This is a genomic window from Pseudomonas pergaminensis (genome assembly GCF_024112395.2).
Taxonomy (GTDB): Bacteria; Pseudomonadota; Gammaproteobacteria; order Pseudomonadales; family Pseudomonadaceae; genus Aquipseudomonas; species Aquipseudomonas pergaminensis.
The window spans coordinates 1,939,973-1,961,729 of record NZ_CP078013.2 but is presented as its reverse complement, the minus strand read 5'-3'; the positions used below and the strand labels follow the sequence as shown (position 1 = coordinate 1,961,729).

The window sequence follows — 21,757 nt, the reverse complement described above, 5'->3', positions numbered from 1 at the left end:
CATTTAGCGCTAAAAACCCAAGAGGAAAACACCATGCAAACGCTCTATACCGCAGTAGCTACCGCCACCGGCGGCCGTGATGGTCGTGCTGTTTCCAGCGACAACATCCTCGACGTCAAACTGTCCACCCCTAAAGAATTGGGCGGTGCCGGGGGCCAGGCCACCAACCCTGAACAACTGTTCGCTGCCGGCTACTCGGCCTGCTTTATCGGCGCCCTGAAATTCGTCGCCAGCCAGACCAAACGCAAAATCCCGGATGACGCCTCGATCACTGCCCACGTCGGCATCGGCCAGATCCCCGGTGGTTTCGGCCTGGATATCGACCTGCACATCAGCCTGCCGGGCCTGGCCCAGGACGACGCGCAAAGCCTGGTCGACGCCGCTCACCAAGTCTGCCCGTACTCCAACGCCACCCGTGGCAACGTCGATGTACGCCTGCACGTGACCGTCTAAATGACCTTGGCCGCCCCTGGAGAACGAAATGAACACAATTGGTAAAGCGCTCACCGGCACCCTGCTCGCCCTGTCCATCAGCAACGCCTTCGCGGCGACCGGTGAAGTCGAGCACAACACCCAGGCGTTCCTGGATGTGTTGAACGCAGGCACCGGCAAACCGATGGAACAGCTGACGCCCAAGGATGCCCGTGCCGTACTGACCGGCGCCCAGGCCGGTGTGAAGCTGACGCTGCCCAAGGCGGACGTGAGCCAGAAGACCATCCAGGTCGATGGCAAGCCGCTCGACCTGACCATCGTGCGTCCGGCCGGAGTCAAGGGCACCTTGCCTGTGTTCATGTTCTTCCACGGCGGCGGCTGGGTGCTCGGGGACTACCCGACCCATGAACGCCTGGTGCGGGATCTGGTCGTGGGGTCGGGGGCGGTGGCGGTGTTCGTCAACTACACACCTTCGCCGGAAGCGCACTACCCGGTGGCCATCAACCAGGCCTACGGCGCAACCAAATGGGTGGCCGAGCACGGTAAAGAGATCAACGTCGATGGCAAGCGCCTGGCGGTAGCCGGCAACAGTGTCGGCGGCAACATGGCGGCGGTGGTCAGCCTGATGGCCAAGGACAAGGGCACGCCGGCGATCAAGTTCCAGCTGCTGTTGTGGCCGGTGACCGATGCCAACTTCGACACCGGGTCCTACAACCAGTACGCCGAAGGGCACTTCCTCACCAAGAACATGATGAAGTGGTTCTGGGACAACTACACCACCGACGCCAACCAGCGCGCCGAGATCTACGCCTCGCCGCTGCGGGCAACGACGGACCAGCTCAAGGGCTTGCCGCCCGCGCTGATCCAGACTGCTGGTGCCGACGTGCTGCGTGATGAAGGCGAGGCCTATGCCCGCCAGCTGGATGCCGCCGGTGTGCCGGTGACCGCCGTGCGCTACAACGGCATGATCCACGACTACGGTTTGCTCAACGTGATCAGCCAGGTGCCAGCCGTGCGCTCAGCATTGCTCCAGGCCTCGGATGAGCTGAAGCAACACCTGAAGTAAAACGTAACGCCCACAAAAAAGCCCGACTCAAGGTCGGGCTTTTTTTCGTATCGGCAGGGCCAGAATTACTTCTTGGCGCGACCTTTGTACGAACCACCTTCGCGGGTATCGATCTCGATCAGGTCGTCGATTTCGATGAAATCGGCCACTTGCAGTTCGGTACCGTTGCTCAGCTTGGCAGGCTTCATCACCTTGCCCGACGTGTCGCCACGAGCGGAACCTTCGGTGTAGGCCACTTTACGCACGATGGTGGTCGGCAGCTCTACGGAAACCAGGCGCTCTTCGAAGAAAATAGCTTCGCAGACGTCTTCCATGCCTTCTTCGATGAACGGCAGAACGGCTTCGATATCTTCAGCGTTCAGCTCGTACATGGTGTAGTCGGTGGTGTCCATGAACGTGTAGGTGTCGCCGCTGATGAAGGACAGGGTCGCTTCTTTGCGGTCGAGGATCACGTCGTCCAGTTTGTCATCGGCGCTGTAGACGATCTCGGTCTTGTAACCGGTCAGCAGGTTCTTCAGCTTGGTCTTCATGATTGCGCTGTTACGACCAGACTTGGTGAACTCAGCTTTCTGAACCAGCCAAGGGTCGTTTTCGAGACGGATCACTGTACCGGGTTTCAGTTCTTTACCAGTTTTCATTGCATATATCCGAAATTTGGATGGGATTTACAAAATTCAAGGTGGCGTATCATATCCAACTTTCATAAAACTTCACCAGCGCCGTCGCAAGATCGGCCTGCAAGCCCTGTTCCAGACACCATGTTTCGGCGCGCTGGCTCACCTCCGGCCAGTGCTCCAGCAGCATTTTCCACGCTTGAACCATATCGGCCTCGGTGTTCCACGCTTGCCAGAGCCCGATCAAGGCCGCCCTTGCCGCCGGCGACAAGTCGGCGGTGTACAGCTCAAGGAAGGCATCAAGCTTGTCGAGATGGATGTCTTCGTCCTGCCGATAGATGTGCCACAGCAGCGGCCGGCCGGCCCACTGGGCGCGCACGAAGGAGTCTTCGCCGCGCACGGCATTGAAGTCGCAGCACCACAACAGGCGGTCATATTGCTCTTGGCGCACGAATGCGATGACCTGCACGGTCAGCGATCCGCGCTCGTGGATATCCCCCGCTGCCAACCGATCCACGCCGAGCCAGCGCTGCACATCGCCAAGGATGCGCCCCTCGGGCACCAGCAGATGAGTGGCACGTCCGTCCGTCGATAACACCTCGAGCCAACTGGCCAGCCCGGCATTTTCATAGGCAAACAGTGAGATCAGCCGCGCACCCATTGTAGGAGACACGCCCAAGGCATGCAGGAAGCTTTGCTGCGCACTGGCATCCTGCTGAAACGCCCGACGCTGCTCCAGCAACCCCGCTTCGCGCAGCAGGCCACCGGTGCCGGTTCGGAACCCTGGGAAGAAGAAGTACTTCTGCACGCCCTTGAACTTCACCGACGGCAACCTGTGACAACCCACCACCCACTCTTCGGCACTGAGGTAATCCAGGTTCATCCACAATGGCGTGCGTTCACGTGCAGCCATGGCTTCCATGTAGTCCGGCGGCAACTGGCAGGCGAACGCGGCAATCACCACATCCGCCGCAGACGCCTGTACCCACTCTGACGGCCAATGCCGCACTTCGACGCCTTCCTGCCATTGCAGGTCTTGCTGCACATCAATGTCCGGGCACATGCGTTCGAAGGCGCGCAGGTCGTCGACCCACAAGCGCACATCACAGGCATGCTCCGCCACCAACTGCCGGGCCAGGCGCCAGGTCACGCCGATGTCGCCGTAGTTGTCGACGACGCTGCAAAAAATATCCCAGCGGGCTTTCATTCCGGGCTCCAACGCTCAAAGGCTCGATTGTCCGCATAAATGCACGGATGCAGAAGGCTTGATCGCGATTATTCTGCGCAGCGGCTGTGCGACAATCGCCGCCACGCCGTCAATGCCTGCCAGGAGGCCATCATGTCTGATCGTCCGTTGTCGCTGTTCAAGCTCAGTGCCGCTATCGCGTTTGGCGTGTGGCTGGGGTTTATCGCTATTGTGCTTACCACCTGGCTGGCGTCGCGCTATCTGTTCCCGCAGAGCCTGGCGCCGGTGGCCCAGGCGGTGCAGCAATTGGGCAAGCCTGAGGTTGTGGCGCCTGAACCGCCTAATCGCCTGTTCGAGCAATACCAGCAGAACCTGCAAAAGCAGGAGCAGCAACAACGCCTGGACCAGGCTCGCAACAATGCGCGCAACCTGTCCAACCCCAAATGCCAGTTCTGGCTGCAACAGGACCAGAACGCCCCCAACGAAAAGACCCGGGCCAATGTCCTGCAATTCTGCGATTGATGACCAATGAATAAACACGCCGTCCACCTGTTGATCCTGGAAAAGCTCAGCGTCGATCTCGACATCGCCCAACGTGCCGCGCAGACCGCCTACGAAACCGCGACCCACGAAGAAAACATCGCCGAGAACAAGTACGACACCCTAGGGCTAGAAGCGTCCTACCTGGCGGCCGGGCAAGCCAAGCGTGTCGAGGAGATCAAGCAGTCGCTCGCGCTGTGCCAGAACCTGACACTGCGGCCCTACGACGATCAGCGGGGCATAGAGATCGGCGCGCTACTGGGCCTGGAGGATGAGAACGGTCGCCAGCAATGGCTGTTCCTGGCGCCGGATGCGGCGGGCTTGAAAGTGGACGTGGTCGGGCAACCGGTGACTGTCATCACCCCGCGCTCGCCGCTGGGCAAGAGCCTGCTGGGCAAGTTCGAAGGCGATGAGGTGGAGATTCTGGTGGCAGGCGCCCGGCAACACTTCACGGTTACCGACGCCAAATAACCTGTAGGAACGAGCTTGCTGGCGAAGAACGCAAGCACGCCGGGTGAATCCTGGCCCCCTGCGTTATCGTTGACGATTTTCGCGAGCAAGCTCGCTCCTACAGTGGATCGCATTCATTCACTTAATGGACGGGCAGCTCAACGCCATCAAACAACTCTTCCAGCTCTTGCTTGTTGTGGCACTGGATCGCTTTGGCCATGACTTCGCGGGTCAGGTGCGGCGCAAACTTCTCGATGAAATCGCACATAAAGCCACGCAGGAACGTGCCACGACGGAAGCCGATCTTGGTCACGCTGGACTCGAAGAGTTCGCTGGCATCGAGCACCACCAAGTCTTTGTCGAGGGCAGTGTCGACCGCCATCTTGGCGACGATACCCACGCCCAGGCCCAGGCGCACGTAAGTCTTGATCACGTCGGCATCGGCTGCGGTGAACACCACTTTTGGCGTCAGGCCGCGATGGCTGAAGGCTTCGTCAAGTTTGGAACGGCCGGTGAAACCGAACACGTAGGTCACGATCGGGTATTCAGCCAGGGCTTCCAGGGTCAGCTTCGGCAGCTTGGCCAATGGGTGACCTTGCGGCACAACCACGCAACGGTTCCAGCGGTAGCACGGCATCATGACCAGGTCACCGAACAGCTCCAGGGCCTCGGTGGCGATGGCGAAATCGACGGTGCCGTCAGCGGCCATCTCGGCGATCTGCATCGGCGAACCCTGGTGCATGTGAAGGGCAACGTCGGGGTATTGCTTGATGAAGTCGCGGATCACCGGCGGCAACGCATAACGCGCCTGGGTGTGGGTGGTAGCGATGGACAGGGTGCCCTTCTTCTCGTTGGAGAATTCCTGGGCGATCTGCTTGATGCTTTCGACTTTGCGCAGGATCTCGCCAGCGGTGGTGATGATGCGCTCACCGGCCGGAGTGACGCGGGTGAGGTGCTTGCCACTGCGCGCGAACACTTCTACGCCCAGCTCGTCTTCGAGCAGGCGGATCTGCTTGCTGATACCGGGTTGCGAGGTGTAGAGGCTTTGAGCGGTAGCGGAAACGTTGAGGTCGTGGTGCGCCACTTCCCAGATGTAGCGCAGTTGTTGAAGCTTCATATGTGTCCCTCAAAGCAGATAGACGCCACGGGTATCAGCGACGGTATATAACTATATTAAAGGTTCGATGGATAAATCTAGAACTTTTTATCGTTTTTACCCATCACACGTCATCACTGCGTCGACGTTGCAACGAAGGCACCAGGTAAACCGGCACCGTAGACAACTGCAGCACCCGTGCAGCCGTGCGCCCCAACGGGGTGGCCGCCGCAGTTGCATGGCTATGACTTCCTACGATCAACAGGTCGACGGAAAGTTTGCGCAGTTGGTCGAGTATCACCTCACACGGGTCCCCCTGGATCACCCGTACCGAGCGAATCAACTTCAGGTCTTGCTCCCCGTCCCCCAACTCCTCGCGAAAACTGTCCAGCACCCGCTGTTCGATCGTCGCCATTACCGTGGTTACCCCCTGGCTTTGCCATTCACTCAGGGCCTTCTCATCAAGGTAGCTCTGTAACACCGATTCGGCGAACAGCCCGATGGGCTCGACCACGTGAATCACATACAGGTCCGCCTTGAACGTCCGCGCCAGCGCCAGCGCATGCTGCATCACATAAGGCGCATACAGGCCGAGGTCCGTGGCGTACAGCATCGAACGAATCATAAGACCTCCTGGACGGCCAGGATGGCGGAGATGAAATCAGCTTAGCAGCGCCCGGGCGTCTTGGATTGACTTAGATCTTCACCTCGTTACTGATGCCATGGGGCACGTGCCCGGTGGCGACAAACTCCATGGCTTTCTCGCAATGCCCGGCTTGGTCATCGAAAAACACATCGGCGGCAAACGCCTCCAGGAACGCGGATTTCTCCAGGCCGCCCAGGAACAACGACTCGTCCAGGCGGATATCCCATTCACGCAACGTGCGAATTACCCGCTCGTGTGACGGCGCCGAACGGGCAGTGACCAGGGCGGTGCGGATCGGGCAGGCCTCATCGGGAAACTCGCGCTGCAATAAGTTGAGTGCCGCCAGAAACCCCTTGAAAGGACCGCCGTGCAACGGCTGGCGCGCCGCCTCCCGCTCATTGGCCTGGAACGCTGCCAGGCCACCGGCCTGGTACACACGCTCCGACTCATCGGAAAACAACACCGCGTCGCCGTCGAAGGCAATGCGCAGTTCTTCACTGGAGGCGCGGTTCGGGCCGCCCGACAGAATCGTCGCCGCCGCAAACCCCGCATCGAGGGCACTGCGCACATCCTCGGCGTGGGTCGACAGAAACAGATGGCAGCCAAAGGCCGCCAAATAAGGATAAGGACTACGCCCGCCTACGAAAGCGGCGCGGGAAATATCCAGGCCGTAATGCTGGATTGAATTGAACACGCGCAGGCCGGTGTCGGCACTGTTGCGCGACACCAGCACCACTTCGACCCGGGCGCGGCCGAGGCTGGCATTGAGGCTGAGCAGCTTCTTGACCAGCGGGAAGGCGTCACCGGGCTCGAGGATTTCCTCCTCGTGTTCGATCTGGTACTGGCGGTAGGTCTCGACCCCTTCGGCCAGGTAGACCTTGTGGCTTTCACTCAAGTCGAAGAGTGCCCGCGACGAGATCGCCAGCACCAGTTTGTCGCCCAAGCCTTTTGCCATGGTGCCTCCCCTACTCAGCGGTTACGCCGATCAATAAAACTCAAGGCCTGGTACACCGCCTGCATTCGCGGCAGTTCGCAACCGGCAGCCTTGGCAGCTGCCAGTGGCCGGGCATAGATCGCCGCCAGTTCCAGCGGGCGTTTGTGCACATGGTCGTGGTACATGCTCGGCAGGTAGTCGTCCATGGTTTCGGTCATGGTAAACATCTGCTCGGCGTAGCTTTGGGGGATGTCATGACCACAAGCGCGGGCGCCCTGCACCACTTCGGCCATCAGCGCCTGGATCAGTTCGCGGCTGGACTCGTCCGCCATCATGGCCGTGGTGCCGGTGCCCAGTAATACCGAGAGGCCATTGTAGGGCACGTTCCACACCAGTTTGTGCCAACGGGCCTGATGCACGTTGGCCATGGCCTGGGACTCGATGCCGGCCTGGTGAAACAGCGCGGCACCGGCTTCGACAATGGCCTTTTGAAGGGCTTCGTCATTGGCCGCCGTGCCACTGTGGTAACCCAGGTTGACCCGGCCCAACGCCTGATGCTCGATAACGCCGGGGGCCGAACGGTGCACGCCGATGTAGCACAGGCCACCGAGCAGGTGCAGCGACGCTGGCAGGTGTTCACGCAGGCTGTCTTCGACATCGAGGCCATTTTGCAGCAACACCACCTTGGCACCCGGCGCCGCCACCTGGGCGAGGGTCGGGGCCAGTTCGACGTTGCCGGTCGACTTGGTGCCCACCAGCAGCCAGTCGCACGGCGGCATATCGGCAGCACGGGCGTAAGCCTGCACCGGGTGCAGGTGCAACGGGCCATGCACCGTGCTGTTCAAGTGCAGGCCGTGCTCACTGACGGCCGCGTATTCACTGCGCAACAGGAAGTGCACATCGAAACCGGCGCGTGCCAGCATCAAGCCGTAGAAACCACCGATGGCACCGGTGCCGACAATGCCGATCCGTGGCGACTGGGGTGTAACTGCTGTCATGGCAAATCCTCAGGTGGACGGGTGAGTGCCTGTTTTACTGCATCAGAAATGTCGTCACGCGTAAGACGTGTCTGTATTTGCCCAAGGAATTGACCCTCGCACACCACGAACAGCGCCGGCAAATGAAAGATCTGGTAGCGTTCAACCGCCCCGCCGTTATGCCCGGCGTCCACCCAACACAGCCGGTCCACTGGCAACGGCCACCCCGGCAACTGCTGGCGCGCCCACCGGCAACTGGAACACCCATGGCTCGTAAACACAACGAGCGAAATACCTGGCAATCCCAGCAATTGCTGGTCAATATCCAGGTCGGTCAATTCCAGTTCCTTCACTATACTGCTGCCACCGCCGTCAATTGGACGGTGCTCGGAGTCCGTGTACATGGGTCGTTTTTTACCTCACCCTGATGATGTCGCTGTCGAGTTAATCCAACGCCCCTCTCCTGCTATCCCCCGCCAACGCCTGCACATCAGCGGCCTGGGCGGCATCGCCTGCCATTGGCCACTTGCCTGGCGCGAAGGCACTGCGGTTGATCTGCACATTCCTTCCCTGGGTGCCAGCGCGCGTTATCCTGGCTACGTGGCGTGGTGCCGCAAGGTGGAAACCGGCTACCGCGTCGGTATCTCGTTTACCGACGAACATGCCTTGTTCGGTGCACGCATGGGTGAGCAAGCATGCCGGATAGAGCGCTACTGCCGCCAGCACGAAGATGCCGAACCGACACCCCAGCAACTCGAAGCCCTGGCACGTGAGTGGGTATCGCGCCATGCCAACGAGTTCTCCCATGAGGCCTTTGTGGCGCCAGCGCTGGATTAAAGCGGGCTTTGCCCATTGTGGCGGGCCCGTGTTACGCGCTAAGGTTCCTCCCCCCTGCATTCAAATCATGCTGTGCTCCGCCGCACGGGGATGGCTGGCGGCCGGCACCCGTGACCCTGACGAGTAACACGATGGCTGATTTACCGATCAATGACCTAAACGTCGAATCCAACGAGACCCTGATCACGCCCGATCAGCTCAAGCGCGAAATCCCTCTGAGCGACGCTGCCCTGCAGACCGTCACCAAGGGCCGCGAAGTCATCCGTGACATTCTCGACGGCACCGACCACCGCCTGTTCGTCGTCATCGGGCCTTGCTCGATCCACGACCTCAAGGCTGCCCACGAGTACGCCGAGCGCCTGAAAGTGCTGGCGGCGGAAGTGTCCGACACCCTCTACCTGGTGATGCGCGTCTATTTCGAAAAACCGCGCACCACCGTCGGCTGGAAAGGCTTGATCAACGACCCGTACCTGGACGACTCGTTCAAGATCCAGGACGGCCTGCACATTGGTCGTCAGTTGTTGCTGGACCTGGCGGAGATGGGCCTGCCCACCGCCACCGAAGCCCTGGACCCGATCTCCCCGCAGTACCTGCAGGACCTGATCAGCTGGTCGGCCATCGGCGCACGCACCACCGAATCCCAGACCCACCGCGAAATGGCGTCCGGCCTGTCTTCGGCCGTGGGCTTCAAGAACGGCACCGATGGCGGCCTGACCGTGGCGATCAACGCGCTGCAGTCGGTGTCCAGCCCGCACCGTTTCCTGGGTATCAACCAAGAAGGTGGCGTGTCCATCGTCACCACCAAGGGCAACGCCTACGGTCACGTGGTGTTGCGCGGCGGCAATGGCAAGCCCAACTATGATTCGGTCAGCGTTGCCCTGTGCGAACAGGCGCTGAACAAGGCCAAGATCAAGCCGAACATCATGGTCGACTGCAGCCACGCCAACTCCAACAAGGACCCGGCCCTGCAGCCGCTGGTGATGGAAAACGTGGCCAACCAGATCCTGGAAGGCAACCAGTCGATCATCGGCCTGATGGTCGAGAGCCACCTGAATTGGGGTTGCCAGGCGATTCCAAAAGACCTGGCCGACTTGCAGTACGGCGTATCGATCACCGATGCCTGCATCGACTGGGCCGCCACCGAAAACACCCTGCGCAGCATGCATGCCAAGCTCAAGGACGTTCTGCCTAAACGCAAACGCACCTGACTTTAAACTGCGCACACAAAAACGCCGGGCTAAGCCCGGCGTTTTTCATGCTGCTATTTACGGTTTACAGCTTCGCGGCATGGCGCTGGTGGCGCTCCATGTAGCGTTCGACGTAGGAGCAGGACGGGATCACCGTGTAGCCTGCCTCTTCGGCGAACTTCAAGGCTTCCTCGGTCAATGCCGCCGCGATACCACGGCCCCGCAATGCGTTGGGCACGAAGGTCCGATAGATATCCAGGGTCTGTTTGCCGAGGTCCATATAGGTCAGATAGGCACGATGACCGTCCACATTGGTCTCGAACTGATGACCAGCCTGGTCATGGTGGATGGACAACGCCTCGCTCATCACTACTCCTCGCGGGTCTTGGTTTCTGACCCCTACCTTACCGATGTTTTTCCGGCGAAGGAACATCTACGCCACCCCGTGCCGGTTTCGACAACGAGAAAACCCTGAGCGCTCACAACCAGCACGTAGGGAATAGTAGGCACCAATCCTGCAATTGCTCAAGGCGCACTCGTCATCCCCTGCCGCTGGTGGATATAGAAAGGGCTCCGATCAACCGATGATCGAAAGCCTGAACATTGCCGGCAGTTGAACCTTAAGACGAACAGGCGCTCTTAAAGTCACCTCTACATGCGTAAAAGATGCAGGACAACGCAAAGCCACGCTGAACGTAAGTGTCAGCACGGATATATAAATTTTCATCTGTTTACAGGGCTTAACACATGCGGGCCGGCTCTTTCAGCCTGGATCCAATTTTCGCCTGTATGAAAAAAATTGGACGGTTTTTATACAAACCTCCAAAAGATTAGCCAAAATAGATTCGACGCGAGAATTTTTTTTGCTTCTTGCGCTACGTCAGTTTACTTACTACAAGTAATGGGTAGTATGTACGCCGGCTATTGGCTCACTCTGGGCGAACTAGCCATCTAATAGAAAGTCCTTGAAGGGGAACACGATGAACAACGTTCTGAAATTCTCTGCACTGGCTCTGGCCGCAGTTCTGGCTACCGGTTGCAGCAGCGTCTCCAAAGAAACCGAAGCACGTCTGACTGCAACTGAAGACGCAGCAGCTCGCTCCCAGGCTCGTGCAGACGAAGCCTACCGTAAAGCTGATGAAGCTCTGGCTGCTGCTCAAAAAGCACAACAGACTGCTGACGAAGCTAACGAGCGCGCTCTGCGTATGCTTGAAAAAGCTAGCCGCAAGTAATAATCCTTCGGGGTTGTTATCAAGCCGATCCATTTATGGGTCGGCTTTTTTATTGCCTGGGGTTTGTGCCCGAATCGCGGGCAATAAAAAGCCCGCCGTAGCGGGCTGTTGATCAAACAGCGTTACTGCTGCAGATCGATCGGCGCACTAGCGGCCACCGAGGCTGCGCCAGGCACGCCGATTTCCGTCGGCAAGCCGTCTTCCGCCGCAACCACGTCACGCACCTGGTCCCAGTTCACGCGCAATTGGTTGGCCAAGTCTTCACGCTTGAGCAAAGCGTTGATGACGGCGGTGTGTTTGTCGACCACCGACGGGGTCCCGTCATCATTCAACGGCGTATGCGCTTCAAGGTAGACCTTGCCGCCACTGCGACCGAACTTGTAGGCATCGTTGATGATGCGCACCGACGTCCCCACCGGCACCATGCCGGCCATCTCCAGCACGTTGTTGTTGAACATGCGGAAACAGCCGTGGCTTGTACGCGTGCCGATACCAAATTTCATGTTGGAACCGTGGATCAGGTAACCCGGCGTGCCCAGGGTGAACTTGAACGGGCCCAATGGGTTGTCCGGGCCGGCTGGCACCACATTGGGCAGTGGGTCACCATTGGCGGCGTGCTCGGCCTTGATCGAGGCTGGCGGTGTCCAGGTCGGGTTGGGCGTCTTGGCAATGATGCTGGTGTGGGCGATGGGCGACCCCCAGCCCTCACGACCGATCCCCAGCGGGAAGGTGTAGACCACGTTCTGGCCCTTGGGGAAGTAATAGAGCCGGTATTCCGCCAGGTTGATCACAATGCCTTCCCGAGGACCGGGTGGCAGGATGAAACGCGTCGGCAGCACGATCTCGGTACCCGCGCCCGGCAACCAGGCATCCACGCCGGGGTTGGCCGCGACCATCTCCGAGTACCCCAGGTCATAGGTGGTGCCCAGGTCGGCGAAGGTGTCTTCGTACTTGGCCTTGATCACCTGGACCTGACCGACGATGTCTTCACCCGGTGGTGGCAAGGGCAACTGCAGGGCTGACGCAGAACCGGCCGCACAGAGTGCAGCAAGGGACAGGCAGCAGGTGACGACGGAAAGGCGCGACAACATCCGGAAAATCCTTCGCAGAACGACGGGTAGGTAAAAGACGATTGTATACGTGAAGCGCGCTTCTAGCTGCCCCCTACAGCTCGAAACGCAGCTCCGGCCAGATCGGCGGCGTGCCACGTTTCTGCGACTCCAGGATGGCCCGGCACAGCGGGCACAGGCGCTGGTCCTGGAAGATCGAACGATCCACCCGCGACCAACGCGGTTGCGCCGGCAATAGGGTGCCGCACAACGTGCGATCGATGGAGCCGCCCAGTTCCAGTTGACGCGCCACCAGATGCACCCGCACTTCCTGGCAGGCGAACAGATCCAGCTGCTCGTCCGGCTCGATCAGTTGGTAGTTAAACAGGGACCAGGCAGGACGCGACATCAGGGGCTCCAAATCGGGGGGGCGCCACCTTAGCCGAAAGCCTGCCGGTAGAAAAGCGTCATAGCAGCGGTTTTAGCGTCGGCCAGACATTTTCCAGCAACTTGCCCTGGGCGCCGACCGCCGGGTGAAGTTGATCGGCCTGCATCAGCTCCGGATGGCCACCCACGCCATCGAGAAAAAACGGCACCAGCGGGACGTTTTTTTCCTTGGCCAGCACACCATAGACTTCGGCAAATGCAGTGGTGTATCGCGGGCCATAATTGGGTGGCAACTGCATCCCCAACAACAACACCTTGGCCCCGCCGGCCTTGGACTGGTCAATCATCGACGCAAGATTTTGTTGCAATTGCGCAGGCGGCTGCCCGCGCAGGCCATCGTTACCGCCCAGCTCGATCACCACCACGTCCGGCTTATGCTCTGCAAGCGCCGCCGGCAGCCGCGCCAAGCCTCCGGCACTGGTGTCGCCACTGATGGAGGCATTGACCACTTTATCGTCGAAACCTTCCTGCTTGAGCCGTTGCTGCAGCAGGGCAACCCACCCTTTGCTGGTATCCAGGCCGAAACCGGCACTGATACTATCGCCAACGATCAGGACTGTACCCGCCGCTGCGTTCTGGGCCATGCACATCAAGGCCAGGCCAGCACTCAAAAACCACATTCGCATCGGATTCTCCATGGGCGCAAGCATTCTCACCGCGCGGAACCTTAGCAAAGTGGTTCCCAGCGCGGAAGGTGAACTGACTATCCTGCACGAACTGAGCCTGGAACTGAACAAGGGCGATAGCCTGGCTATCGTCGGCAGCTCCGGTTCCGGCAAATCCACCCTCCTGGGCCTGCTGGCCGGCCTCGATCTGCCCAGCAGCGGCGAAGTCACCCTCGCCGGGCAAGCCCTCAGCACCCTTGACGAAGACCAGCGCGCGCGCATTCGTGCCGAGCATGTGGGCTTCGTGTTCCAGTCGTTCCAACTGCTCGACAGCCTCAACGCGCTGGAAAACGTCATGCTGCCGCTGGAACTGGACGGCCGCAAAGACGCCCGTGAGCGCGCCCGGCACCTGCTGGAACGCGTAGGCCTGGGCCAACGCCTCACCCACTCGCCACGCCAACTCTCTGGTGGCGAGCAGCAACGGGTGGCGATTGCCCGCGCCTTTGCCGCAGAACCGGACGTGCTGTTTGCCGATGAACCCACCGGCAACCTCGACAGCCACACCGGCGAGCGCATCAGCGACCTGCTGTTCGGACTCAACAAAGAAAGCGGCACGACCCTGGTGCTGGTCACCCACGACGAGCGCCTGGCCCACCGTTGCCGACGCCTGATCCGCCTTGAAGCCGGCCTGATGGTCGCGCCCCTGGAGCCTTGATGGCACGTTTGCCGCTGTTGCGCCTGTTCAGTCTTGCCATGCGCCAATTGCTGCGCGATGCCCGCGCCGGCGAATTGCGCGTACTGTTCTTTGCCCTGTTGGTGGCTGTGGCCGCCAGTACTGCCATCGGCTACTTCGGTGCGCGCCTCAACGGCGCGATGCTGTTGCGCGCGACCGAGTTCCTCGGCGCCGACCTGGTACTCGAGGGCAGCTCGCCCGCTCGCCCCGAACAAATCCAGTCGGGCACCGAGCTGGGCCTGGATCACGCCCGGGTGGTGGAATTTTCCAGCGTCATTGCCACCGATAACGGCATCCAGCTGTCCAGCATCAAGGCCGTCAACGAGCAGTACCCCCTGCGCGGTGAACTGAAAAGCGCTGCCGCGCCTTTTGGCGATGAAACCGCCGGTGGCGGCCCGAAACCCGGTGAAGCCTGGGTGGAAGCCCGACTGCTGACCGCGCTGGACCTGAAAGTCGGCGACAGCATCGACGTAGGCATGAAGACGCTGCGCCTGGCCCGCGTGCTGACCTACGAGCCGGATCGCGCGGGTAATTTCTACAGCCTCACGCCCAGGGTGATGATCAACCTGGCAGACCTGGACGCCACCGGTGTGGTGCAGCCCGGCAGCCGCGTCAGTTACCGCGAGTTGTGGCGCGGGCCGCAGGGCAGCACCGTGTTGCAGACCTATCGCGACTTGGTCAAACCGGGGCTCGCCGCCAACCAGCGGTTGCAGGATTCACGGGACGGCAACCAGCAGATCGGCGGCGCCCTGGGTAAGGCCGAGCGCTACCTGAACATGGCCAGCCTGGTCGCGGTACTGCTGGCCGGTGTGGCGGTGGCGCTGTCGGCCAACCGCTTCGCCACCCGACGTTTCGATGCCAGCGCATTGCTGCGTTGCCTGGGCTTGTCACGGCGTGAAGCCATGTTGTTGTTCAGCCTGCAACTGAGCGTCCTGGGGCTGCTGGCGAGCCTGACCGGCGCCGTGCTTGGCTGGCTGGCGCAGTTTGGCCTGTTCTATTTCCTCCACGACCTGCTGCCGGCGGATGTTCCACCCGGCGGGCTGCTACCGGCAATTGCCGGGATCGGCACCGGGCTGGTCGCCCTCGCCGGTTTCGCCCTGCCGCCGCTGGCGGCACTGGGGCGCGTGCCACCGCTGCGGGTGCTGCGCCGCGACCTGCTGCCGATCCCTTCCAGCACCTGGATGGTCTATGGCGCAGCATTGTTCGCACTGGGCCTGATCATGTGGCGCCTGAGCCTCGACCTGGTGCTGACCTTCGCCCTGCTCGGCGGCGGCGTGGTCGCTGCGCTGGTACTCGGCGGCTTGCTCCTGCTGTTGTTGCAAAGCCTGCGTCGCTTGCTGGCTCGCGCGTCCCTGCCCTGGCGTCTGGGCCTGGGGCAACTGTTGCGTCACCCGCTGGCAGCGGCCGGCCAATCCCTGGCATTTGGCTTGATCCTGCTGTCCATGGGCTTGATCGCCCTGCTGCGGGGTGAGTTGCTCGACACCTGGCAAAACCAGTTGCCCAAGGATGCGCCCAACTATTTTGCCTTGAATATCCTGCCAGCCGACAAGGATGCCTTTGGCGCCCGCCTGCTGGAACTGCAAGCGCAATCCGCACCGCTGTATCCGGTAGTGCCGGGGCGTTTGATCAGTATCAACGGTGAACCCGTACAGGAAATTGTCAGCAAGGATTCCAGCGGTGATCGCGCAGTGCAACGCGACCTGAGCCTGACCTGGGCCGCCGACCTGCCGCCGGGCAACGCCCTGACCGCGGGCTCGTGGTGGTCACAACAACCCACCGATGAAATCCCTGGCGTCTCTGTCGAAGCCAAGGTGGCGCAAAGCCTCAAGCTCAAGCTCAACGACCACCTGGTGTTCACGGTGGGCGGTGAAAACCGTGAAGCGCGGGTGACAAGCCTGCGGACCATCAACTGGGATAACTTCCAGCCCAACTTCTTCATGATTTTCCAGCCAGGCACCTTGAAGGACCTACCGGCCACCTACCTGACCAGCTTCTACCTGGCACCTGGGCATGACCAGCAGATCGTCGACCTGTCCCGGGCGTTCCCGGCGGTGACCATCCTGCAGGTCGAGGCGCTGTTGGAGCAGTTGCGCAGCATCCTCGCCCAGGTGACCCTGGCGGTGGAATATGTGCTGCTGTTTGTGCTGGCGGCAGGGATGGCGGTGCTGTTCTCCGGCCTGCAAGCCACCCTGGATGAACGCATTCGCCAAGGGGCACTGCTGCGTGCACTGGGCGCCGAACGCAAGTTGCTGGTCAAGGCCAGGCGTATCGAGTTCGGCTTGCTGGGTGCGGTCAGTGGCCTGCTCGCGGCGTTGGGCACGGAGCTTGTGACCTTCGTGCTGTACCGTTACGCGTTCGACCTGGCCTGGCACCCTCACCCATGGCTGTTGCTGCTGCCGGTGATCGGCGCCGTGCTGATCGGCGGTGCCGGTGTGTTCGGCACCCGCCGCGCACTGAATGCCAGCCCCCTGACGGTATTGCGCGAAGGGTAAAACGCGATGGGCCCGCATTCCTCACAGAATGCGGGCCCATTTTGCTCACTTCACATATTCGATCCCGGTGATCCACCAGCACACTTCACCACTCGGGGTCTGCACCATGGCTTCGTCGTCCACTTCCTTGCGCAACAATGCACGGGCCATGGGGGAATCGATGGAGATGTAGTCCATCCGGTCATAAATCTCGTCATAACCGACAATACGAAAACGCTTGGTTTCGCCCTGCTCGTTCTCGATATCCACCCAGGCGCCGAAAAACACCTTGCCCTCCTGCTCGGGCATGTACTCCACCACACGCATATCCTCCAGGCGCTTGCGCAGGTAACGCACGCGACGGTCGATCTCACGCAGCAGTTTCTTGTTGTACTGGTAATCGGCGTTTTCGCTGCGATCCCCCAGCGAGGCAGCCCAGGTCACTTTGCGCGTGGTGTCCGGACGCTTTTCACGCCACAGGTAATCCAGCTCCTTCTTTAGCGCTTCATGGCCTTCTTTGGTAATCAGCTTGGTACTCAAACGCTCGCATCCCCAGGCAATATCCATAATTGCCGATACGCCCGGGTTTAACACCCGAGCCTCGACTGGCTGGCGTTGATCATAAATGAACCCGTGAAAGTAGCCAGGCCAGTCTAGCTGTCCAGTGATTGATCCAACTCAATCAGCATGCCTCGCAGGTTCTGCCGTAAGCCCGACATCTTCGACATCATCGCCTTGAGGGCTTCGCTTCTCTGGCTGACCGCAAGCGACTGATCATGCAATTGAGCGGTGCGTTGCTCCAGCGCTCGAGCTTTTTCATCCAGCTGGCTTTGTTCCTGTTGCAGTCGCGCCTGCCACTGCTCAAGCGCTGTCTCCCGCTCGGTTGCAGCGAGTTTCTGCTGGGTCAGCTCCTGTGCGACGCGGGCAAGGTTGGTCAACGTGCTGTCGACTTCGAACAATGTACTGCGGTCAGTAGATGCCGGGGGGTTCAACTGCGCCGGCGTACTCGGCTCAGCCGAGACAGTGGGCATGGCCTGAACCGCGATGACCGGCGGTGCGACGGGTGCCTGTCGGGGCTCTTCAACGGGATCTTCCTGTACAGGCAACCGAGGCAGCTCGGCTGGGCCTGGCTCTTTCGGTGGGGCGACCATTTGCGACGAAAAACGAATGGACGGCACGATCACTGAGGCGCTTTCGATCGCCGGCAGCGTCGGCGCGGACATGCCCAGCGTGATCACTTTCATGACCAGCGCTTTCTTGATAATTACCGAATGATGTTCCTCAGGCCGCGCAGGCGGCAACTTGCAGCCCTTTAAATCGATAAAATGATAGGCCACTTGGGTTTCGGTAACGCCTCCCGCTTTAACGCCCGAAGCAGCCACTGTCAGTATTTGTTTGAAAACATGTAAGGCCGTCTGCAGATCGTCCCTGGACTCAACCCCTCCAAGAAAGTAGCGGTCGGCTTTCTTACGCAGGGTAGCGATATAGACCCTGGAACTTCCCGGCTCTACTTCTTCATCCAGGCTGTAGACAAGAAAGTTTGAGGCAGCCTGACCTACAGCAAAACCACAGAGCAATGCGCCGTTAACCGGAGCATCCTGACCGTCGCGTTCAAGAACAAGAGTACGTAGCAACATCATGGCAATCAGGCCTCATCGTGCAGGACAGAAAGTTTATATAAACAGCCCAATAAACATTCAGGAATTTGACATTCAAAAACACAACACATTGTTTCAGTGCCCCACGTGCCGCACACGTAGGACTTCTCTTATAAATGATGATCGACGTTCCCAAAAACGACCATTACCCGTACCCTTTTTTAAATTCCCTTACGTCATGCCAAACTTATTCGGTAAAAAAATGATCGAAATAAGCAATCTGACAAAACACGCGGGCAACTCGGTCATCCTCAGCGACTTTTCTTTCAGCGCCAACCAACAAGAATGCCTGGGACTGTTTGGGCAAGACGCTACTGTCAAAACAACACTACTCGATGTCATAGCGGGTTCGACACCGCCCTCCAGCGGCGTAATAAGCATCCAGGGTTTCAACATGCAAACCCACCCATTGAAAGCAAAGCAACTTATCGGCTATCAACTTGCCAACGATCCCGGTCACCCAACTATGTCCGTCAAGACATTCCTCGGGTTCATCGCTGCCCTACGCGGCTTCCACGGCGCCGATAAACGCACGCGGTTGGAGCATGCTGTAGCACGACTGGAGTTGTTTGCGGTGCTCGATGCCCCCCTCGACACCCTCTCCATCGACTGGAAACGTAAAGTCGCAATTGCCCAGGCCATTCTGCATGGGCCCGCACTATTACTGCTGGATGAACCCACGGACGGACTCTCGCCTGAGCAAAAACCTGCGTTCAAGGCACTTATCCAAGCATTGACGCAGGAAATGACGGTGATCGTCGCCTCTCGTCATTGCGATGAGTTATCCGATTTGTGCACGCGTGCACTGGTCATTGCAGGCGGTCGCCTGGTGGCCGATACCGCCCTGCCCGACCTGCAGCGCGACTCACGACACTTCCAGGCAGTCACCCTCACCGCAGAGAGCCCGCTGGATTTGCTGGCTCTGGCCGTGCTGCCAGGAGTGGCAGGCATTGAAGAGCATCGGCATGCGCCCGGTACGGTGACTGTCCTCGCCATGCCCGGGCACACCATTTATCCCCATATCAACACGCTGATTGCCAGTCGCCGCTGGAAAATCAACTCCCTGAACCTGGAACCGGGTCGCCTGAATGATGTGGTCCACCATCTTAGCCAGGAGGCGTCCGCTTGAAACTGTTGCCGATCGTTCTGATACGCCAGCTCGCCAGTTACGCCCGCACACCCAGTACCTACTTGAACATTGCAATTTTCTTGATGCTGTCAGTGGCCTTGGGGCTGTACACAAGCCCCTGGCTGGAAAAAAACAACAGTGACCTGCACGTATTTTTCCAGTTCCACCCCTGGCTATACTTGCTACTGATCCCCGCCCTGGCGACGCAATTATGGTCCGATGAAGCCAATAAAGGGTTTCTGGGTCTGATGAAAACCCTGCCCGTTACAGCATTTGATTGGGTTGTCGGAAAATTCCTCGCTGCCTGGTTCGTTGCAAGCACTGCCTTGCTGATGACATTGCCGCTCGTGGTCATTGCGAACTATCTGGGTGAAGCAGACAACACTGTCATCGCCTCGCAATTTCTAGCGAGCTGGTTGTTGGCGGGCAGTTACTTGTCGGTCGGCTGCTTTATTTGCGTAATCGCTCATCAACGCACCGTCATTTTCCTACTGACGCTGGGGTTATTGCTGATTGCCAGTGGACTTTCTTCTTTATTGGATGCCCTTGAACACCAAGCCCCTATAGGGCTGCTAGACACGCTGGCCTCACTTAGTCCTGCGTTGCGATTCAACAGTATCGACGATGGAAAGCTCACCCTTCGCGACACGCTTTACTTTATTAGCATGATCTTCGCCTTTCTCTCTGCGACGACAGTCACGCTCAACTACAAACACAGCTGAGAAGGGAGTTCTTAATGCGGCCCACTCTGCGCACCGGCATGACACTCATCGTAATACTGTTGACGTTCCTGGCTTTCAATTTGGTGTGGACCGCTAAACTTCCTAATGTACGGTGGGATGTTTCCGAGCAAGAAATTCATACTTTATCGCCAGCCGCTCAACAACTGCTCTCATCCCTGGAAAGCCCGGTGGACTTGTACTACTTCAATTCAAATAACCACCCGAAAAGAAGCTATGCCGAAAAGCGCTATGGCAAACGCATCGAGGACCTGCTCAGAGAGTGCGAAGACGCGGCCGCAGGCATGATCAACCTGCACCTTATCGAGCCAACCCCTTTCTCGGAAGACGCGTACAAAGCCAAGCTATCGGGCCTAGATGACAGCACAGGGTTCATCGGGCTCATCGGCACTCGTGCTGGTCACGGGGTACGCCGTATCGGGTCCTTCAGGCTCGAACAAGCGCCCCTGCTCGAGTACGAAATCGGCCATCTGCTCCATAAGTTGCAGTCCCCAGCGAAGCCGACTGTCGCGCTGCTGTCAGGGTTGGCGATAAACGAATCCGCGGGGCGACTGATGCAGGAACTGCAGCGAGAGTTCGATCTGGTCACTCTCGAATCGACTGCCACGCAGGTCCCCGAACACGTAAAAGCGTTGATGGTTGTGCACCCACGCCTGTTATCGGAACGAACGCTATATGGGATTGAACAATTTGTACTGAAGGGGGGTAAGTTGATGATGTTTCTCGATCCCTTGAGCGAGCAACGCGCAAACGCCCCCCCTGCCAATACGCGACTGGACGAGTTGCTGGCAGCCTGGGGTATTCAGATGCCGGCGGACAAGCTGCTGGTCGATTACCTCTACACGCCTTGGGATACAGCGAGCGCCCCCAATCGAGCCAGGTTGAACCTGCCCCGACAAGCGATGACCACGAACGACATCAGCACCTGGAACCTCAACACGGTGACGGTATCGAGCAGTGGTGCCCTCCTGCAGCTTAATAAAAGTCGCACAGCCTTCACCCCTTTGCTGCAAAGTTCTGAGCAATCCTTGCTGCTGGATGCCAACCACCTGCCACCCACCACCACGCTGGACACCTTGATAGATGCAGCTTCGAAACAGGAGCACCGTCATGTCATCGCCGCGCGCATCGAAGGACCGAGCCATTCGGTGTTTCCCGACGGCATCAAGGGACAGCCGCCCGGTTTGCAGGACGCAGCGCACATTCACTTGGTGGTCATTGCAGACACGGACATGCTCACGGACAAGATCAGTACCTCTGCGCCTGACGGCAACGCGCTGTTCGTCCTGAACACATTGGACAACCTCTCCGCGCCAGACACACTCGCCGCTGTTCGCCCTCGCGTCCCCCCGCAAAAGTCTCCGACACTTCTGGAGGGTATGCGCGAAGCCGCGAAAAAGGCCTATCGCCTGAACGCCAGCGAACTGGAGCGACGCCTGCATCGGACGGAGCAGGAATGGCTACGGTTGAGTCCATGGGAAACAACCCTCGGCACCCAGTCCGTGGACACCACCACGCAACTACAGGCACTCAACAAGGAACGCCTGCGCCTGCCCATGGAGCTGCATGCTTTGCAGCGCGAAGCTTATGGCCAAGTGCGAGGCCTGGAATGGGCCATCAAGCTGACCATGATCTTTGCGATACCGCTGACGTTATGCCTGATCGCCTTGATGGTCTTTCTGGGCCATCGTCGACGTCAGCTGCGCGCGGCCAGCGCAGCTCACTGAC

General features: G+C 59.5%; 25 protein-coding genes. 12 read left to right on the top strand and 13 right to left on the bottom strand.

Annotation, left to right across the window (positions count from 1 at the left end; translation table 11 throughout):
* Window positions 1–33 precede the first annotated feature (33 nt).
* Both KUA23_RS08965 and KUA23_RS08960 read left to right on the top strand, forming a co-directional pair.
* Window positions 34–453 carry an organic hydroperoxide resistance protein gene (locus tag KUA23_RS08965; RefSeq protein ID WP_010176159.1) on the top strand — a complete coding sequence of 140 codons (420 nt, stop codon included), beginning with the start codon at window positions 34–36 and terminating at the stop codon, window positions 451–453.
* Window positions 454–481: 28 nt separating this feature from the next.
* Complete coding sequence (locus KUA23_RS08960; protein WP_078047555.1) at window positions 482–1,498, top strand: alpha/beta hydrolase; 1,017 nt, start codon at window positions 482–484, stop codon at window positions 1,496–1,498.
* 65 nt (window positions 1,499–1,563) lie between these two features.
* Here KUA23_RS08960 and KUA23_RS08955 read toward each other — a convergent pair whose 3' ends face one another.
* Together KUA23_RS08955 and earP are read right to left on the bottom strand one after the other, a co-directional pair.
* Window positions 1,564–2,136, bottom strand: coding sequence for an elongation factor P (locus KUA23_RS08955; RefSeq protein WP_003172723.1), 573 nt, complete (start codon window positions 2,134–2,136; stop codon window positions 1,564–1,566).
* A 49-nt stretch (window positions 2,137–2,185) separates the two neighbouring features.
* Complete coding sequence (gene earP / locus KUA23_RS08950) at window positions 2,186–3,319, bottom strand: elongation factor P maturation arginine rhamnosyltransferase EarP (RefSeq protein ID WP_252993793.1); 1,134 nt, start codon at window positions 3,317–3,319, stop codon at window positions 2,186–2,188.
* Between the two features lie 132 nt (window positions 3,320–3,451).
* Between earP and KUA23_RS08945 the strand changes: the two genes are divergently transcribed.
* Window positions 3,452–3,820 (top strand): hypothetical protein, encoded by a 369-nt coding sequence (locus tag KUA23_RS08945; RefSeq protein ID WP_078047553.1) that lies wholly within the window; start codon window positions 3,452–3,454, stop codon window positions 3,818–3,820.
* Window positions 3,821–3,826: 6 nt separating this feature from the next.
* Complete coding sequence (locus tag KUA23_RS08940; protein WP_078047552.1) at window positions 3,827–4,309, top strand: GreA/GreB family elongation factor; 483 nt, start codon at window positions 3,827–3,829, stop codon at window positions 4,307–4,309.
* Window positions 4,310–4,430: 121 nt separating this feature from the next.
* On the opposite strand, the gene cysB is transcribed toward KUA23_RS08940, so the two are convergent.
* The 5 genes from cysB to KUA23_RS08915 form a co-directional block, all read right to left on the bottom strand.
* Window positions 4,431–5,405 carry an HTH-type transcriptional regulator CysB gene (gene cysB, locus KUA23_RS08935; RefSeq protein WP_012722988.1) on the bottom strand — a complete coding sequence of 325 codons (975 nt, stop codon included), beginning with the start codon at window positions 5,403–5,405 and terminating at the stop codon, window positions 4,431–4,433.
* A 103-nt stretch (window positions 5,406–5,508) separates the two neighbouring features.
* Window positions 5,509–6,009: a universal stress protein gene (locus tag KUA23_RS08930; protein ID WP_078047551.1), complete on the bottom strand. Its 501-nt coding sequence runs from the start codon at window positions 6,007–6,009 to the stop codon at window positions 5,509–5,511.
* Window positions 6,010–6,079: 70 nt separating this feature from the next.
* On the bottom strand, window positions 6,080–6,985 hold the full coding sequence (locus KUA23_RS08925) for a 5'-nucleotidase (RefSeq protein WP_099492394.1): 906 nt from the start codon (window positions 6,983–6,985) through the stop codon (window positions 6,080–6,082).
* Between the two features lie 14 nt (window positions 6,986–6,999).
* Window positions 7,000–7,962 carry a putative 2-dehydropantoate 2-reductase gene (locus KUA23_RS08920; protein ID WP_346356392.1) on the bottom strand — a complete coding sequence of 321 codons (963 nt, stop codon included), beginning with the start codon at window positions 7,960–7,962 and terminating at the stop codon, window positions 7,000–7,002.
* Window positions 7,959–8,345 (bottom strand): YbbN family protein, encoded by a 387-nt coding sequence (locus tag KUA23_RS08915; protein ID WP_078047548.1) that lies wholly within the window; start codon window positions 8,343–8,345, stop codon window positions 7,959–7,961. The genes KUA23_RS08920 and KUA23_RS08915 overlap by 4 nt, the downstream gene beginning before the upstream one ends.
* Between KUA23_RS08915 and KUA23_RS08910 the strand changes: the two genes are divergently transcribed.
* A complete protein-coding gene (locus KUA23_RS08910; protein WP_252993792.1) occupies window positions 8,344–8,778 on the top strand; it encodes a PilZ domain-containing protein in 435 nt (144 codons plus the stop codon). The two genes, KUA23_RS08915 and KUA23_RS08910, sit on opposite strands and share 2 nt — an antisense overlap.
* 131 nt (window positions 8,779–8,909) lie before the next feature.
* Complete coding sequence (locus KUA23_RS08905) at window positions 8,910–9,986, top strand: 3-deoxy-7-phosphoheptulonate synthase (protein WP_016975370.1); 1,077 nt, start codon at window positions 8,910–8,912, stop codon at window positions 9,984–9,986.
* A 64-nt stretch (window positions 9,987–10,050) separates the two neighbouring features.
* Here KUA23_RS08905 and KUA23_RS08900 read toward each other — a convergent pair whose 3' ends face one another.
* The gene (locus KUA23_RS08900) at window positions 10,051–10,332 is read right to left on the bottom strand and encodes a GNAT family N-acetyltransferase (RefSeq protein ID WP_003189869.1); all 282 of its coding nucleotides are present in this window, start codon (window positions 10,330–10,332) and stop codon (window positions 10,051–10,053) included.
* A 613-nt stretch (window positions 10,333–10,945) separates the two neighbouring features.
* Between KUA23_RS08900 and oprI the strand changes: the two genes are divergently transcribed.
* Window positions 10,946–11,197: an outer membrane lipoprotei OprI gene (gene oprI / locus KUA23_RS08895; RefSeq protein ID WP_003172710.1), complete on the top strand. Its 252-nt coding sequence runs from the start codon at window positions 10,946–10,948 to the stop codon at window positions 11,195–11,197.
* 122 nt (window positions 11,198–11,319) lie between these two features.
* Here the strand turns inward: oprI and KUA23_RS08890 are convergent, their stop codons facing one another.
* The 3 genes from KUA23_RS08890 to KUA23_RS08880 form a co-directional block, all read right to left on the bottom strand.
* Window positions 11,320–12,288 (bottom strand): L,D-transpeptidase family protein, encoded by a 969-nt coding sequence (locus KUA23_RS08890; protein ID WP_078047546.1) that lies wholly within the window; start codon window positions 12,286–12,288, stop codon window positions 11,320–11,322.
* A 73-nt stretch (window positions 12,289–12,361) separates the two neighbouring features.
* Window positions 12,362–12,655: a hypothetical protein gene (locus tag KUA23_RS08885; RefSeq protein ID WP_010211879.1), complete on the bottom strand. Its 294-nt coding sequence runs from the start codon at window positions 12,653–12,655 to the stop codon at window positions 12,362–12,364.
* A gap of 58 nt (window positions 12,656–12,713) precedes the next feature.
* Window positions 12,714–13,319, bottom strand: coding sequence for an arylesterase (locus KUA23_RS08880; protein ID WP_016975368.1), 606 nt, complete (start codon window positions 13,317–13,319; stop codon window positions 12,714–12,716).
* A 10-nt stretch (window positions 13,320–13,329) separates the two neighbouring features.
* Here KUA23_RS08880 and KUA23_RS08875 point away from each other — a divergent pair, with 10 nt between their 5' ends.
* Both KUA23_RS08875 and KUA23_RS08870 read left to right on the top strand, forming a co-directional pair.
* Window positions 13,330–14,013: an ABC transporter ATP-binding protein gene (locus KUA23_RS08875; RefSeq protein ID WP_252993791.1), complete on the top strand. Its 684-nt coding sequence runs from the start codon at window positions 13,330–13,332 to the stop codon at window positions 14,011–14,013.
* A complete protein-coding gene (locus KUA23_RS08870; RefSeq protein ID WP_099492391.1) occupies window positions 14,013–16,523 on the top strand; it encodes an ABC transporter permease in 2,511 nt (836 codons plus the stop codon). The genes KUA23_RS08875 and KUA23_RS08870 overlap by 1 nt, the downstream gene beginning before the upstream one ends.
* 45 nt (window positions 16,524–16,568) lie before the next feature.
* On the opposite strand, the gene greB is transcribed toward KUA23_RS08870, so the two are convergent.
* Entirely contained in the window at window positions 16,569–17,042 is a 474-nt protein-coding gene (gene greB / locus KUA23_RS08865) for a transcription elongation factor GreB (protein ID WP_078047544.1), read from the bottom strand.
* A 113-nt stretch (window positions 17,043–17,155) separates the two neighbouring features.
* The gene (locus tag KUA23_RS08860) at window positions 17,156–18,142 is read right to left on the bottom strand and encodes a hypothetical protein (RefSeq protein WP_252993790.1); all 987 of its coding nucleotides are present in this window, start codon (window positions 18,140–18,142) and stop codon (window positions 17,156–17,158) included.
* 220 nt (window positions 18,143–18,362) lie between these two features.
* Here KUA23_RS08860 and KUA23_RS08855 point away from each other — a divergent pair, with 220 nt between their 5' ends.
* Genes KUA23_RS08855 through KUA23_RS08845 form a run of 3 tightly spaced genes read left to right on the top strand, consistent with a single transcriptional unit; the run spans window position 18,363 to window position 21,756 of the window.
* Window positions 18,363–19,289, top strand: a complete 927-nt coding sequence (locus tag KUA23_RS08855; RefSeq protein ID WP_100491220.1) for an ABC transporter ATP-binding protein — start codon at window positions 18,363–18,365, stop codon at window positions 19,287–19,289.
* Window positions 19,286–20,011 carry an ABC-2 transporter permease gene (locus tag KUA23_RS08850; protein WP_100491221.1) on the top strand — a complete coding sequence of 242 codons (726 nt, stop codon included), beginning with the start codon at window positions 19,286–19,288 and terminating at the stop codon, window positions 20,009–20,011. The genes KUA23_RS08855 and KUA23_RS08850 overlap by 4 nt, the downstream gene beginning before the upstream one ends.
* Window positions 20,012–20,025: 14 nt before the next feature.
* The gene (locus KUA23_RS08845) at window positions 20,026–21,756 is read left to right on the top strand and encodes a Gldg family protein (protein WP_252993789.1); all 1,731 of its coding nucleotides are present in this window, start codon (window positions 20,026–20,028) and stop codon (window positions 21,754–21,756) included.
* The last annotated feature ends 1 nt before the right edge of the window (window position 21,757 follow it).

What these genes read in the sequence shown, in the direction of transcription:
- KUA23_RS08870 (WP_099492391.1), top strand. Translation starts at nt 14,013, where the DNA reads ATGGCACGTTTGCCGCTGTTGCGCCTGTTCAGTCTTGCCATGCGCCAA.
- KUA23_RS08965 (WP_010176159.1), top strand. Translation starts at nt 34, where the DNA reads ATGCAAACGCTCTATACCGCAGTAGCTACCGCCACCGGCGGCCGTGAT.
- KUA23_RS08860 (WP_252993790.1), bottom strand. Translation starts at nt 18,142, where the DNA reads ATGATGTTGCTACGTACTCTTGTTCTTGAACGCGACGGTCAGGATGCT.
- KUA23_RS08960 (WP_078047555.1), top strand. Translation starts at nt 482, where the DNA reads ATGAACACAATTGGTAAAGCGCTCACCGGCACCCTGCTCGCCCTGTCC.
- KUA23_RS08900 (WP_003189869.1), bottom strand. Translation starts at nt 10,332, where the DNA reads ATGAGCGAGGCGTTGTCCATCCACCATGACCAGGCTGGTCATCAGTTC.
- KUA23_RS08885 (WP_010211879.1), bottom strand. Translation starts at nt 12,655, where the DNA reads ATGTCGCGTCCTGCCTGGTCCCTGTTTAACTACCAACTGATCGAGCCG.
- oprI (WP_003172710.1), top strand. Translation starts at nt 10,946, where the DNA reads ATGAACAACGTTCTGAAATTCTCTGCACTGGCTCTGGCCGCAGTTCTG.
- KUA23_RS08930 (WP_078047551.1), bottom strand. Translation starts at nt 6,009, where the DNA reads ATGATTCGTTCGATGCTGTACGCCACGGACCTCGGCCTGTATGCGCCT.
- cysB (WP_012722988.1), bottom strand. Translation starts at nt 5,405, where the DNA reads ATGAAGCTTCAACAACTGCGCTACATCTGGGAAGTGGCGCACCACGAC.
- KUA23_RS08905 (WP_016975370.1), top strand. Translation starts at nt 8,910, where the DNA reads ATGGCTGATTTACCGATCAATGACCTAAACGTCGAATCCAACGAGACC.
- KUA23_RS08845 (WP_252993789.1), top strand. Translation starts at nt 20,026, where the DNA reads ATGCGGCCCACTCTGCGCACCGGCATGACACTCATCGTAATACTGTTG.
- KUA23_RS08945 (WP_078047553.1), top strand. Translation starts at nt 3,452, where the DNA reads ATGTCTGATCGTCCGTTGTCGCTGTTCAAGCTCAGTGCCGCTATCGCG.
- KUA23_RS08890 (WP_078047546.1), bottom strand. Translation starts at nt 12,288, where the DNA reads ATGTTGTCGCGCCTTTCCGTCGTCACCTGCTGCCTGTCCCTTGCTGCA.
- KUA23_RS08855 (WP_100491220.1), top strand. Translation starts at nt 18,363, where the DNA reads ATGATCGAAATAAGCAATCTGACAAAACACGCGGGCAACTCGGTCATC.
- KUA23_RS08955 (WP_003172723.1), bottom strand. Translation starts at nt 2,136, where the DNA reads ATGAAAACTGGTAAAGAACTGAAACCCGGTACAGTGATCCGTCTCGAA.
- KUA23_RS08910 (WP_252993792.1), top strand. Translation starts at nt 8,344, where the DNA reads ATGGGTCGTTTTTTACCTCACCCTGATGATGTCGCTGTCGAGTTAATC.
- earP (WP_252993793.1), bottom strand. Translation starts at nt 3,319, where the DNA reads ATGAAAGCCCGCTGGGATATTTTTTGCAGCGTCGTCGACAACTACGGC.
- KUA23_RS08915 (WP_078047548.1), bottom strand. Translation starts at nt 8,345, where the DNA reads ATGTACACGGACTCCGAGCACCGTCCAATTGACGGCGGTGGCAGCAGT.
- KUA23_RS08925 (WP_099492394.1), bottom strand. Translation starts at nt 6,985, where the DNA reads ATGGCAAAAGGCTTGGGCGACAAACTGGTGCTGGCGATCTCGTCGCGG.
- KUA23_RS08920 (WP_346356392.1), bottom strand. Translation starts at nt 7,962, where the DNA reads ATGACAGCAGTTACACCCCAGTCGCCACGGATCGGCATTGTCGGCACC.
- KUA23_RS08875 (WP_252993791.1), top strand. Translation starts at nt 13,330, where the DNA reads ATGGGCGCAAGCATTCTCACCGCGCGGAACCTTAGCAAAGTGGTTCCC.
- KUA23_RS08880 (WP_016975368.1), bottom strand. Translation starts at nt 13,319, where the DNA reads ATGCGAATGTGGTTTTTGAGTGCTGGCCTGGCCTTGATGTGCATGGCC.
- KUA23_RS08940 (WP_078047552.1), top strand. Translation starts at nt 3,827, where the DNA reads ATGAATAAACACGCCGTCCACCTGTTGATCCTGGAAAAGCTCAGCGTC.